Below are 13,002 nucleotides of genomic sequence, written 5' to 3'. Positions count from 1 at the left end.
TGGGCTTATCAGGTCGTTGCTCTGTTTGCCAAGCAGACGCGCAGGCCCAAGGAGGAATTACGATGCCATACCGCGCCCCCGTTGAGGATTATAATTTTCTGTTCAACCATATTGTCGGGTTTGATGACGTGCGTGCCACGGACAAGTTCGCAGATGCCACAGATGATGTGAGCCGGGCGATTCTGGAAGAAGCGGGCAAATTGTGCAACGATATCATGGCCCCCTTGCAGCGCCCCGGTGACCTTCAACCGGCCAGACTGGAAAACGGTGTTGTGCGCACGTCGCCCGGTTATGCTGACGGGTTCAAAGCCATCGCAGAGGGCGGTTGGATCGGGATCAGTGCGGACCCGGAATATGGCGGGATGGGCCTGCCCCTGACCATGGCCAGCGCCGTGAACGAAATGATGAGCGGCGCGTGTCTGTCGCTGCAACTGGCCCCGTTGATGAGCCAGGGCCAGATCGAAGCGCTGGAACACCACGCCAGCGACGCGATCAAGGAACTGTATCTGCCCAAGCTGATCAGCGGCGAATGGACCGGCACGATGAACCTGACCGAACCGCAGGCCGGGTCGGACGTGGGCGCGCTTTCCTCAAAGGCCGAAGACAACGGCGACGGGACGTTCAGCATCTCGGGTCAGAAAATCTATATCAGCTGGGGCGACAATGATTTCGCCGACAACGTCTGCCATCTGGTGCTTGCGCGTCTGCCCGGTGCGCCTGCGGGCACAAAAGGGATCAGCCTGTTTCTGGTGCCCAAGTTCCTGCCAAACGAAGATGGCAGTCTGGGGGCCAGAAACACGCTGCAGGTTGTCAGCCTCGAGCATAAGATGGGCCTGCACGGATCGCCAACATGTGTGATGCAATATGACAAGGCTATCGGTTGGCTGGTTGGCCCCGAACAAGGCGGTATGGCTGCGATGTTCACCATGATGAACAACGCGCGACTTGGGGTTGGCGAGCAAGGTATCGGTGTTGCCGAGGCGGCCTATCAACATGCGCTGTCCTATGCGCTGGACCGCAAGCAGGGCAAGAATATCAAACCCGACGGGTCTGGCACCATCGTTGACCACGCCGATGTGCGCCGGATGCTGATGACGATGAAGGCCGAAACCTTTGCGGCGCGGGCCATCGCGGCCAGCTGTGCCGTGGCCATCGACATGACCAATGCCACCGGAGAGGCCGAGTGGAAATCGCGCGCGGCCTTCCTGACCCCGATCACCAAGGCGTTCGGCACCGATGTCGGGATCGAGGTGTCGCAAATGGGGGTGCAGGTGCATGGCGGCATGGGCGTGATCGAAGAAACCGGCGCTGCGCAATTCTGCCGCGATGTCCGCGTGACGGCGATTTACGAGGGCACGAACGGCATTCAGGCGATGGACCTTGTGGCGCGCAAGATGATGGATGGCGGCGAGGCGGCAAACCGTCTCATGGACGAAATCGAAGCCCATGCCGAAGCCGCGCGCGAGGCGTTCCCGAACATGGCTGACGCGGTCTGGCAGGCGACAGAAACCCTGCGCGAGGCCACCGAATGGCTGGTTGCCCAAGACAACATGGACACGCGTTTTGCCGGTGCCGTGCCGTATCTGCGGGCTTTTGCACGGGTCTTGGGCGGGCATTTGCACCTCAAGGCGGCGCTGGCCGACAAGGGTGGTGCGCGTGAAAAACTGGCGCGGTTCTATATTCTGCGGTTGTTGCCCGAACATGCGGGGCTGTTGGTGCATGCGCAGTCGGGCGCAGATGACCTCTTTGCGCTGTCCATTGACGAACTGACCGCTTGATGACCGTTAAAAAGCACGTGGGCCTGCGTTATCCTTGGGATACGCCGCCTGCCGGTAACGAGGCGGTCGAGGTCGCCCCCGGTGTTCTGTGGATGCGCTTGCCGTTGCCGATGAAGCTGGACCATGTGAACGTCTATGCCTTTGACGAAGGCGACAGCTGGACGATCATCGACACCGGATTTTCGTCCAAGAAGGCCAAGGCAACTTGGTCCGATCTGATGGCAGGCCCGCTTGGCGGCAAGCCGGTTTCGCGGGTGATCGTGACACATCACCACCCCGATCACATCGGGCTGGCGGGCTGGTTCCAGACCGAACACGGGGCCGAACTGGTTACAACGCGCACGGCCTGGCTGACGGCGCGCATGTTGACGCTGGATGCCCAAAAGACCCCGGCTGCGGAAACACTGGCGTTTTACAAGATGTCGGGCATGGACCCTGACCTGTACGCAAAACGCGCGACGGAGCGGCCCTTCAACTTTGCCGATATCGTCGATCCGCTGCCTTTGGGGTTCACCCGTATCAAGCAGGATGATCAGATCACCATTGGCGGTCGGGTGTTTGACGTGCACATGGGCAATGGTCACGCCCCCGAACACGCAACATTCTGGAGCAGGGATGACAATCTGGTCATTGCGGGCGATCAGATTTTGCCGTCGATCAGCCCCAATGTCGGTGTCTATGCGACCGAACCCATGGCCGACCCGATTGGCGAATGGCTTGAGGCTTGCGAACGGCTGGCCCCGATGGGCCGCGAGGATCATCTGGTGCTGGGCGGGCATAAACTGCCCTTCACGGGGTTGCCCACGCGGATGCGCCAGTTGATCGACAACCACCACGGCGCGCTGAAGCGGTTGGTCAAATATATCGATACGCCGAAATCCGCATCCGAATGCTTTCCGACCTTGTTCAAACGCAAAATCGGCGAAGAGGAATACGGGCTGGCGTTGGTCGAGTCTGTCGCACATCTAAGTCATCTGTACCAAACCGGGCTTGCCACACGTGACTTGCGGGCCGAAGATGGCGCATGGGTATATCAGGCAACGGATCAAGCGCATGGATGATATGATCAGAACCGCAGCAGAGGCTGCGGAAGCCGATGTTTTGCCCCGCCTGCACGAGGTTCACACCGACCCCGCGCAGCGCAATGCAAGCGAACAAGCGGTGCCAAGCGGCATGACCGATACGCCCGCAGCGCGGAAATCTCCGGCGCAATGGGCCTATGAACGGGTTGTGCTGTACCTCAAGAATTTTGAGGAACAGCTGGATGGGGATCACGAGGTCGCCATGGGGTTTGCGGGGGGTGACGCCGGTGTTTTGCGCATCGAAGGCATGGGATATTTCGACCCCGACATCGTTACCTTTTACGGTCAGGACGGGGGTGGGGGCCGGATGCAACTGGTGCAGCATGTCAGCCAGTTGAACGTCGCCCTGCGTGCCTTGCCCAAGACCGAAAGCGAAAAGCCCGCGAATCGCATCGGATTCCGGCTGATCGCGGATATCGAGGCTGATGCAGCCAAGACGCAGACAAAAAACTCATAAGATCGTGCGCGTTGACATCGTGACATGGCTGTCCGAATGCAGTAACCACGTTTTCAAATTGGAACGAACACCAAGTCAAAGGATTACGAATATGGCCAAGCATGAACACGGCTCCATGGATACCACGTCGCAGGAAAAGACCTTTGACAGCTTCATGAACTGGGTCAAATGGTCCTCCATCGTGATCATCGGTATTCTTGTCTTTATGGCGATCTTCGCCCGCTAAGACGTATCGACCCTATTTTGCAGGACATTCACATTCACATGCGCATTTGGATGGCATTGGCCTGCGTAGCCACGCTTTCGGCTTGTGCCAACGATACCGGCACCGACAATTCCCTTGCCGAGGTCGCATCTGCGGCCTACTCCGCGCCGGGGCCCAAATCCCTGACCCTGATGACCATGGTGAACAACCGGTCTGGCAACGGCGGGCATACGGCGTTGGTTGTCAACGGATCCCAGCAGGTGATCTTTGATCCGGCAGGGTCCTTCCGCGACCCCCGCGTGGTCGAGCGGGGCGATGTTTTATACGGGATGTCTCCGAAATGGATACAAGCCTATAAATCAGCCCATGCCCGCAGCACATTCCACGTGATCAGCCAGACTGTTCCAGTCTCCGACGCCCAAGCCGAACAGGTGCTAAAGCTGGTGATGGCGAATGGTCAGGTGCCCGGTGCCTATTGCGCCAATTCAACCTCGGCATTGCTGTCTCAGATTCCCGGTTTTGAGGGGATCAGCAAGACATTCTATCCGGTCAGCCTGTCCGAGCAATTTGGCAGTCTGCCAAATGTCAGCACCGACAAATATTACGAAAACGACGATGGTGATGTGATTGATGCGGTGCGCGCTGGCCAGTTATCCCAGCAGCCACAAGAGACTGTACAAGGTCCCGGCCCCGCTAATAATCGCCAGCAAAACGTTCTTGGTAAGAACGCCAACGGCTAGGGCAACAGCCGCTGCTGCGAAACGCGCGGGGTCAAATTGGCCCCCCGTCGCAGCAGGGGCAATGACCTGCGGGGCCACCAATGCGGGCAGGATGGCAACGGCGGTATAGCGCAGATGGCGCAGCAGCCATGCGGGCATCTCGCGGTCGCCCACCAATCCGGTAAAAACAAAGCGCAAGCCAAAGCTGCCGATGCCAAGGCAGATGATCACGATCCATAATGTGCTTTTGTCGATCATCCTGCGGTCCTCTCTGCGCGGCGAACCAGCCAGACTTCGGTCTGGGCCCCCGCGATCATGCCTGCCATCCCCGCCAGAATCAGGCCCAGCGAATAGGGCACGCTTGCGGTTGCAAGGGCTGCAATCGATGCAACGAGCGCTGCAACCACATGTGCAGGCGTGCGAAACATCGGTGCGATCATTGCCAGAAACGTGATGGGCAGGGCAAAGTCCAACGCCCAGCTGTCGGGGATTTGTGTGCCCAGCAATGCGCCGACCAGCGTGAACAGATACCAAAGCGGCACGATCGGCGTCACGCAGCCAAAGAAATACGACATCCGCTGCGGGATCGTCATGTCCGGCTCTTTCTCATATTGCGCCATCGAGCAGACATAGGATTGGTCAACCGTCAGATAGGCCGCCAGCGCGCGCTGCCAAAGCGGGGCGGCACCGATATAGGGGGTCAGGGACGCCGAATACATCGCCATGCGCAGGTTCACCGCAAGGGCCGACGCCAGCACAATCGCTGTCGGTGCGTGTTCCTGCATCAGCTGTAGGGCGGTGAATTGAGCGGCACCTGCGATCACGACAACCGAAAACGCCAGCGTTTCAAACACGCTCAGCCCTGCTTCGGTGGCAAGAATGCCGAACAGGGACGAGAAAGGGATGATGACCAGGACAAAGGGTGCCGCATCGGCCAGCCCCTTGCGGAAGGCCGATTTCGTGGTGGTGATGGCCATGGTTTACCCCTAGATTACCTTCATATCCTTAGCCGCCGTCCGAGGGGGATGCAATTGTCTGCAGACACTGACACCGACGCCTATCTGATCGCTCCGCAACCGGGGGCCGCGCGCCTGACCCGTGCTGTAAAGGGGCGCGATCACACGGGCGCTGAATTGACCATCAATGTGGTTGAAGAACGGCCCCTGACGATTTTTCTGAATTCACAGGAAATCGTGACGGCCATGACCATCGGGGACTATCCCGAATACCTCGCGCTTGGGTTTTTGCGCAATCAGGGCATGTTGCGCGACAATGACGAAATCACCCGCGTAGACTATGACGAAGACCTTGAGGTCGTTGTGGTGCGCACCGCCCGGAAAACCGATTACGAAGACAAGATGCGCAAGAAAACCCGCACCAGTGGCTGCGCTGTCGGCACGGTGTTCGGTGACATGATGGAAGGGCTCGAGGGCGTCAGCCTGCCCGCAACGCCCGTGCATACCTCGTGGCTCTACCGTCTGAGCGCGCAGATCAACCGCACACCCAGCCTGTATCTTGAGGCAGGTGCAATTCACGGCACCATCCTGTGCCAAGGCGACAAGCCGTTGGTTTATATGGAAGATGTCGGGCGTCACAACGCCGTCGATAAAATCGCAGGCTGGATGCTTTCTGAAAAAGTGCGCGCCGATGACAAGATTCTTTATACCACAGGGCGTCTGACCTCGGAGATGGTGATCAAGACCGCGATGATGGGCATACCTGTGCTGGCGTCCCGCTCCGGGTTCACCGCATGGGGTGTCGAAATCGCCAATCAGGTCGGGTTGACCTTGATTGGCCGGATGAAAGGCAAACGCTTTGTCTGCCTTGCTGGCGAGGACCGTCTTGTGCGCGACGCCGACCCCGATTTGATCGTGGATGAACCGAAACGGGCAGGCCGAAAGGGGTCGGAATGAAACAACCACTTGGGGTTATTCTGGCTGGCGGTCAGGCGACGCGCATGGGGGGCGGCGACAAGGGGTTGCTGACCCTTGGTGGCAAGACATTGCTGTCCCATGTCATCGAACGCCTGTCGCCGCAGGTCGCTGAGCTGGCCTTGAATGCCAATGGCGATGCGGCGCGGTTTGACGGCCTGAATTTGCCGGTTCTGCCTGACAGTATCGACGGTTTCGTTGGGCCCTTGGCAGGGGTGCTTGCCGGGATGGATTGGGCCGCCGCGCGCGGGGCGGATACGATTGTGACTGCCGCTGCGGACACACCGTTTTTTCCCGGCGATCTGGTGCCCCGTCTGCTGCTTGCCAGCGAAGGCATGACCCATCCGCTGGTTCTGGCCGCAACGCCTGATGCGACCCGCGGCACTGCGCGCCACCCGACATTCGGGCTGTGGCCCGTTGCCTTGCGCGATGATCTGCGTGCCGCCTTGCAGGGGGGCTTGCGCAAGGTGGTCATGTGGACCCAGCAGCATCAGGGCCGCGAAGCGCTGTTCCCTCACGAGGCCGCGTTTTTCAATGTGAACACGCCGGAAGATCTGGAAATTGCAAAGGGCATGCTATGAGGATTTACGGCGTCACTGGGTGGAAGAACGCGGGCAAGACCGGCTTGATGGAACGGCTGGTGGCCGAGATCACGGGCCGTGGCTTTAGCGTATCGACGGTCAAACACGCCCACCACACGTTCGAGGTCGATCACCCGGGCAAGGACAGTCACCGCCACCGCATCGCCGGTGCCCGCGAAGTTCTGCTGGCCTCGCGCAATCGGGTCGCCTTGATGCATGAATTGCGCGACGAGGACGAACCCACGCTCGAGACATTGCTGACACGGCTAAGCCCGGTCGATCTGGTGTTGATCGAAGGCTACAAGCGCGACGTCCACCCCAAGGTAGAGGCCTATCGGACCGAGCCGGGAAACCCGCTGATCGCGCCGGATGATCCGACCATTCGGGCCGTCGCAAGCGACACGCCTCTGACGCTGGACCGCCCCGTGTTCGATCTGGATGACACCGCTGCGATTGCCGATTTCATTCTGGCCGAGGTCGGGCTTTGACGGGTTTCGATACAATTGTGATGATCGACTGGTCGGGCGGCAATGATACCGGCGCGCGCCCGCGCAAGGATGCGATCTGGGCGGGCGTCAGCCGTGGGGGGCAACCCCAAGACCCGGTTTATCTGCGCAACCGGATCGCGGCAGAGGCGTGGATCGCTGATCTGATAGAAACCGAACTGGGCACTGATCGCCGCGTCATGATCGGTTTTGATTTCCCCTTTGGCTATCCCGCCGGTTTTGCCGAGGCTTTGACCGGCGCGCCCGACCCGCTGGCACTTTGGGACTGGTTCGAGGCGCGGATCAAGGACACGGGCGATGCCAACAACCGTTTTGATCTGGCCGGAGAGTTGAACCTTGCGCTTGGCGACGGGCGCGGCCCGTTCTGGGCCAACGGCCTGCCCAAGCGTGACATTCCCGGCTTGCCGCGCACAAAGGCCGATTATTCGAACCCTTTCGCGGACAAGCGCCAGTCGGAAGCCCAAGCCAAGGGCGCGTTCACCTGTTGGCAAATGGCCGGTGCGGGGGCGGTCGGATCGCAGGTTTTCATGGGCTTGCCGGTTCTGTCGCGGTTGCGCAGCAGGTTTCGCGAAAAGGTCAGCGTTTGGCCCTTTGAGCCCCTGACGTCGCAGGTGGCGTTTGTTGAAATCTGGCCCTCGCTTACGGTGGGTGCCGCCCCGCAGGGGGTGATCAAGGACGCGTGGCAGGTGCAGGAAGCCGCGCGCCAGATCAGCGGCCTGTCGGGCACTGCATTGGCAGAAATGCTTGACGTCTCGGCCCCCGAAGAAGGCTGGATTTTCGGGCTTGGTTTCGAGGACCGTCTGCGGTCTGCCGCACCGTTGCGCAATGATTGCTTTGCCCTGCCACCCGGCGTGCATTGGACGCCGGTAGACGAAGCGCTGAAGCTGTTGCGCGCAAGATTGTCGCGGGTCGTTGCGGTCGAAACGGTCGGGCTGGGCGATGCCTTGGGGCGTGTCGTGGCACGGGACGTGATTGCAAAACGCGCAAACCCGCCGCTGCCGAATACTGCTGTTGACGGCTATGGTTTTGCAGGCGGGCGGGGCGCGGGGCCGCATCGGTTGCCTTTGGCCGCTGGCCGCGCTGCTGCGGGTGATGCGCCGGGGGTTGTGCCTGATGGGCAGGCAATCCGTATCCTCACCGGGGCGGCATTGCCCCAAGGGGTTGATACGGTGGTGTTGCAGGAAGACGTCCGCATTGATGCGGGTGCCGTGCATTTCAACGGCCCGATCAAGGCGGGGTCAAACACCCGCAAGGCGGGCGAGGACATAACGCAAGGCGAGGTGACCACAGGTGCGGGGCGTCGCGTGACGGCTGCCGATCTGGCGCTGATGGCCGCCACCGGAAATGCCGCGCTGGACGTGTACCGGCCCTTGCGGGTTGGCGTGATTTCGACCGGGGACGAGATCGTGCAACCGGGCGATACCGCCGCGGATGGCCAGATTTACGACGCGAACCGGCCGATGCTTTTGGCGCTGATCGCCCAGTTCGGCTATCACGCCGTTGATCTGGGCCATGTGGGCGATGACCGCGCGGCTTTGCGTGCGCGGCTGGACGGTGCCACGGGCCGCGTGGATGCGATCTTGACCAGTGGCGGCGCGTCGGCGGGGGACGAAGATCACGTGTCGGCGCTGCTGGAGGAAGCCGGTGCCTTGTCGCTTTGGCGGATCGCGGTCAAGCCGGGACGGCCTTTGGCTTTGGGGATGTGGCAGGGGATGCCGGTTTTTGGTCTGCCGGGCAATCCTGTCGCGGCAATGGTGTGCACCTTGATTTTTGCGCGCCCCGCTTTGGCCGTGATGGCCGGGCAGGAATGGACCACACCGCAAGGGTTCAACGTGCCGGCGGCATTTGAGAAACGCAAAAAACCGGGACGTCGCGAATATCTGCGCGCCCGCATGCGCGACGGTCATGTCGAGGTGTTCGCCTCCGAAGGATCGGGCCGGATCAGCGGGCTAAGCTGGGCGGAGGGTCTGGTGGAACTGCCGGACGGCGCGGTCCATGTGCGCCCCGGCGATCCGGTGCGGTTCATCCCCTACGGATCCTTCGGGATTTAGGGCCTCAAGGCACCCGCGCCCTAGTCGAAGGTGCCCGCCACACGGCCCAGCAACATGAACGCCCGCGCGGTGCGTGTTTCAGCCAGAGCCGAGATTTCAGCATCCGATGCCTGCGCCTCAAAGCTGGCGAAAACACGGTCAAAGCGCCGCAAGAAATGATGTGCTGCATCCCGAAAAATCGGGTCCTGCTTCATGCGTGCATTGGTTAACGCAAGCGATGACCGGTCCCGCACACCGCCAAGGGCCGCAATCGTCCGGCCACGGGCCCCTTGTGCAAATTCGCGCCAGACTTCGGGGCGGGCACGGTCAGGGCGCAGGTCATCCATGTAGATGCCATCATGGCTCAGCAGGGTCAGCACGTCTTGGGATGCCTGCACCAATTGGGATGCGTTGCGGTCTTTCAGGGCTTTGCGCAGGGCGTTAAAGCCTTCGGTGTCGTCCGCCGTTTCGGGGAAGTTCAGCGCCCGAATGAAATCGTCATGCGACAGCGCGGGGGCCATATCGCTGGCTTGGGTGCCAAGGGCCAATGTGGGCTGATCGTCAGACAGCGCAACGACAGGCACGGGGACTGCGGCGCGGGGTGCCGCATCACGGCGGGTTTGAAACGTCGCCAGCGCGGTTTCGGTTTTGCGGGCGGCGGCGGCGATTTCGTCAAGTTTACGATTGACCGAGGCATCGCCATCAAAGGGTTTGCCTTGCTGCTGCGCGATATAGGCCTGCCGGATGGCGTCGATTGCAGATTGCAAACGCTGGCTTTCCTCGCGCATCACGCGGCTGGCCCGTGCTGCCGTGGCGGCAACCCAGATCATAGCGACGGGCATGAAAATCGCCAGCATCGTCATCAAGAACCGAAGGCCGCTATCCCCGGCGTCGGGGTTGGGGTTGGCAGGTTGCACCAGAAAAAAGATGGCAGAGCCCAGCAGCCAAAGCACGCTTAGTGCAATGGCGATAATTTCGATATTGGAAATGCTTTTGTCATTCGGGCGTGAATAGACGCCGAACGGCGTAGAGCGCGCCGACTGGCGCGGCGGGTTCGGCCTTGACGGTTTGGCAGGCACATTTTCGGTCATGCTGAAAACCCCAGATCAAGCGTAAATGATCTTGAGAACCTCATACGATTTTTCACCCCCCGGAGTTCGCACTGCAACGCTATCGCCTTCTTCTTTGCCGATCAACGCACGTGCAATGGGGGATTTGATGTTCAAAAGCCCTTTTTCAATGTTGGCCTCGTATTCACCAACAATCTGATAGGTTTTTTCTTCGTCGGTGTCTTCGTCCACCAAGGTGACCTTGGCACCAAACTTGATGGAGCCGGACATTTTGGACGGGTCAATCACGTCGGCCAGCGAAATCGCGCCTTCCAGCTCTTTCACGCGGCCTTCGATAAAGGACTGTTTTTCCTTGGCGGAATGGTATTCGGCGTTTTCGGACAGGTCACCATGCTCGCGCGCTTCGGCAATCGCCTTGATGATTGCAGGACGTTCTACCGTCTTGAGGTGTTTTAGTTCGGTTTCCAAAGCAGTATGACCGGCGCGGGTCATCGGGATTTTTTCCATTGTGGTCGTCCACGCAATGAGGGTCACAGCCCCAAGCCAAGCCTGAGGGTGCAACCGATTTGAATTGGTCCTTACCTGACCCAAAGTAGCGGATGATTGCAAGAGCGGAGTGTTGCGGCCCTGCCAAACTCCGCCTGCGGGGATTTGATTAAATTTGTTGCACCGCATCGGGCCAGATTATCTCGCATGGCGAAACATAATGACGGGACGGGCGTTAAATAGGTACGAAACTGTCGCGGGCCTGCATTTTAACGTTGTGTTCCGATTGCAAAGCAAGCCCTGCTGGTTTAGCCAAATCCAAACCCATTTTCTGCCCGAAGAGGAGCCCCAAATGGCCGAAGTTGAACGCGAAACAATGGAATATGACGTCGTTATTGTTGGCGCTGGTCCTGCGGGCCTGTCTGCCGCGATCCGTCTGAAACAGCTTGATGCCGACTGCAACGTCGTCGTGCTGGAAAAAGGGTCCGAAGTGGGCGCGCATATCCTGTCGGGTGCCGTGCTGGACCCGATCGGTCTGGACGCGTTGATGCCTGATTGGAAAGAAAAAGGCGCGCCGATCAAGACCAAGGTGATCGAAGACAACTTTTACATGCTGGGCGAGGCGGGCAAGCTGCGCGTGCCCAACTTCCCCATGCCACCGCTGATGAACAACCACGGCAACTATATCGTGTCGATGGCGAATGTCTGTCGCTGGATGGCCGAGCAAGCCGAAGAGCTGGGTGTCGAGATTTTCCCCGGCATGTCCTGTTCGGAACTGGTGTACGGCGAAAATGGCGAGATCAAAGGCGTGGTTGCCGGTGAATTCGGGATCAACCCGGATGGCACCAAGGGCGACAACTATGAGCCCGGTATGGAACTGCACGGCAAATACGTGTTCCTGTCCGAGGGCGTGCGCGGCAGCCTGTCAAAGCAGGTGATCGCGAAATATGATCTGGATGCTGGCAAGGAACCGCAGAAATACGGGCTTGGCATGAAAGAGATCTGGGAAATCGACCCCGCCAAGCACAAAGAAGGCACCGTGACCCACACGATGGGCTGGCCTCTGAACAGCAATGCCGGTGGCGGATCGTTCATCTACCACATTGAAAACAATCAGGTATATGTCGGTTTTGTTGTGCATTTGGGCTATAAAAACCCGCATGTGTTCCCCTACATGGAATTCCAGCGCTTTAAACATCACCCGATGGTCGCCGAGCTGCTGAAAGGCGGCAAGCGCGTCGCCTATGGTGCGCGTGCCATCACCGAAGGTGGCTATCAGTCGATGCCCAAGATGGTTGCACCCGGTGTGGCGCTGCTGGGCTGTTCGGTGGGCATGGTCAACGTGCCGCGCATCAAGGGCAATCACAACGCCATGCTGTCGGGCAAAGCCGCCGCAGAGGCCGCATTTGACGCGATCCAGGCTGGCCGTTCCGGTGACGAGCTGACCGCCTATGAGCAAGACGTGCGCGGCGGCGAGATCGGTAAAGACCTGAAAAAAGTGCGCAACGTCAAACCGTTGTGGAGCAAATACGGTCTGATGACATCGCTTGCCGTGGGTGGGTTCGACATGTGGACCAACACCTTGGGCTTTTCGCTTCTGGGTACGCTTGGCCACGGGAAATCCGATGCCGAGGCGACGGAAAAAGCCAGCAAGCACAAAAAGATCGACTATCCCAAGCCCGATGGAAAGCTGAGCTTTGACCGTCTGACCAACGTCGCGTTTTCCTTTACAAACCACGATGAAAACCAGCCTGCGCATCTGACGTTGAAAGACCCGTCCGTGCCGGTAAATGTGAACCTCAAGGAATACGCGGGCCCGTCGGCGCGCTATTGCCCCGCCGGTGTGTACGAATTCGTTGAGGAAGAGGGCAAAGACCCGCGTTTTGTCATCAACTTCCAGAACTGCGTGCATTGCAAAACCTGCGACATCAAAGACCCGTCGCAGAACATCGTCTGGACAACGCCGCAGGGTGGGGACGGCCCGAACTATCCGAACATGTAATAGGGTCGCTTGCGAAACCATCAAAAGGCGTGCTGCGGCGCGCCTTTTTTCGTATTAGACGGGCAAATTACTGCTCACGACTGCGTGCTTGGGCGGCGGGGTGCCATTGCGCTTGGGGGTGAACCTGATAGCGTTGATCGAAACAAGATAAGGCC

At 59.7% G+C, this 13,002-nt stretch carries 14 protein-coding genes; 10 read left to right on the top strand and 4 right to left on the bottom strand.

Translation table 11 applies throughout. The annotated features are described in order from the left end of the window. Positions 1–62: 62 nt before the first annotated feature. From ACSQ13_RS11265 to ACSQ13_RS11245, 5 genes are all read left to right on the top strand, one after another. On the top strand, positions 63–1,778 hold the full coding sequence (locus ACSQ13_RS11265) for an acyl-CoA dehydrogenase (protein WP_176250570.1): 1,716 nt from the start codon (positions 63–65) through the stop codon (positions 1,776–1,778). Continuing rightward, positions 1,778–2,839, top strand: a complete 1,062-nt coding sequence (locus tag ACSQ13_RS11260) for an MBL fold metallo-hydrolase (protein ID WP_295509801.1) — start codon at positions 1,778–1,780, stop codon at positions 2,837–2,839. The genes ACSQ13_RS11265 and ACSQ13_RS11260 overlap by 1 nt, the downstream gene beginning before the upstream one ends. Beyond that, positions 2,832–3,317, top strand: coding sequence for a DUF6173 family protein (locus ACSQ13_RS11255; protein ID WP_176250568.1), 486 nt, complete (start codon positions 2,832–2,834; stop codon positions 3,315–3,317). The genes ACSQ13_RS11260 and ACSQ13_RS11255 overlap by 8 nt, the downstream gene beginning before the upstream one ends. 91 nt (positions 3,318–3,408) lie before the next feature. Then, complete coding sequence (locus ACSQ13_RS11250) at positions 3,409–3,543, top strand: aa3-type cytochrome c oxidase subunit IV (RefSeq protein ID WP_176250567.1); 135 nt, start codon at positions 3,409–3,411, stop codon at positions 3,541–3,543. Between the two features lie 38 nt (positions 3,544–3,581). Next, positions 3,582–4,262 (top strand): hypothetical protein, encoded by a 681-nt coding sequence (locus ACSQ13_RS11245; protein WP_255200209.1) that lies wholly within the window; start codon positions 3,582–3,584, stop codon positions 4,260–4,262. Here the strand turns inward: ACSQ13_RS11245 and ACSQ13_RS11240 are convergent. Together ACSQ13_RS11240 and ACSQ13_RS11235 are read right to left on the bottom strand one after the other, a co-directional pair. Further along, positions 4,173–4,499 (bottom strand): AzlD domain-containing protein, encoded by a 327-nt coding sequence (locus ACSQ13_RS11240; protein WP_295509798.1) that lies wholly within the window; start codon positions 4,497–4,499, stop codon positions 4,173–4,175. The two genes, ACSQ13_RS11245 and ACSQ13_RS11240, sit on opposite strands and share 90 nt — an antisense overlap. Continuing rightward, positions 4,496–5,218: an AzlC family ABC transporter permease gene (locus ACSQ13_RS11235; RefSeq protein WP_176250565.1), complete on the bottom strand. Its 723-nt coding sequence runs from the start codon at positions 5,216–5,218 to the stop codon at positions 4,496–4,498. The genes ACSQ13_RS11240 and ACSQ13_RS11235 overlap by 4 nt, the downstream gene beginning before the upstream one ends. Positions 5,219–5,266: 48 nt before the next feature. Here ACSQ13_RS11235 and ACSQ13_RS11230 point away from each other — a divergent pair, with 48 nt between their 5' ends. The 4 genes from ACSQ13_RS11230 to ACSQ13_RS11215 are packed head-to-tail and all read left to right on the top strand — an operon-like array spanning position 5,267 to position 9,310. After that, on the top strand, positions 5,267–6,154 hold the full coding sequence (locus ACSQ13_RS11230; protein WP_176250564.1) for a formate dehydrogenase accessory sulfurtransferase FdhD: 888 nt from the start codon (positions 5,267–5,269) through the stop codon (positions 6,152–6,154). Further along, the gene (mobA, locus tag ACSQ13_RS11225; protein ID WP_176250563.1) at positions 6,151–6,753 is read left to right on the top strand and encodes a molybdenum cofactor guanylyltransferase MobA; all 603 of its coding nucleotides are present in this window, start codon (positions 6,151–6,153) and stop codon (positions 6,751–6,753) included. The genes ACSQ13_RS11230 and mobA overlap by 4 nt, the downstream gene beginning before the upstream one ends. Further along, positions 6,750–7,241, top strand: a complete 492-nt coding sequence (gene mobB / locus ACSQ13_RS11220) for a molybdopterin-guanine dinucleotide biosynthesis protein B (RefSeq protein ID WP_176250562.1) — start codon at positions 6,750–6,752, stop codon at positions 7,239–7,241. Before mobA ends, mobB begins: the two co-directional genes overlap by 4 nt. 20 nt (positions 7,242–7,261) lie before the next feature. After that, positions 7,262–9,310, top strand: coding sequence for a molybdopterin-binding protein (locus ACSQ13_RS11215; RefSeq protein ID WP_295509988.1), 2,049 nt, complete (start codon positions 7,262–7,264; stop codon positions 9,308–9,310). Between the two features lie 20 nt (positions 9,311–9,330). Here ACSQ13_RS11215 and ACSQ13_RS11210 read toward each other — a convergent pair whose 3' ends face one another. Both ACSQ13_RS11210 and greA read right to left on the bottom strand, forming a co-directional pair. Then, a complete protein-coding gene (locus tag ACSQ13_RS11210) occupies positions 9,331–10,380 on the bottom strand; it encodes a hypothetical protein (protein ID WP_176250561.1) in 1,050 nt (349 codons plus the stop codon). Positions 10,381–10,395: 15 nt separating this feature from the next. Further along, a complete protein-coding gene (gene greA, locus ACSQ13_RS11205; protein ID WP_176250560.1) occupies positions 10,396–10,866 on the bottom strand; it encodes a transcription elongation factor GreA in 471 nt (156 codons plus the stop codon). 331 nt (positions 10,867–11,197) lie between these two features. Between greA and ACSQ13_RS11200 the strand changes: the two genes are divergently transcribed. Then, positions 11,198–12,847 (top strand): electron transfer flavoprotein-ubiquinone oxidoreductase, encoded by a 1,650-nt coding sequence (locus ACSQ13_RS11200; protein ID WP_176250559.1) that lies wholly within the window; start codon positions 11,198–11,200, stop codon positions 12,845–12,847. Positions 12,848–13,002: the final 155 nt, after the last annotated feature.

It is taken from the genome of Sulfitobacter sp. SH22, from assembly GCF_965641905.1.
In the GTDB taxonomy this organism is placed as follows: Bacteria; Pseudomonadota; Alphaproteobacteria; order Rhodobacterales; family Rhodobacteraceae; genus Sulfitobacter.
Note: the sequence above shows the minus strand (reverse complement) of the source record. Positions and strands in the feature narration are given on the sequence as shown.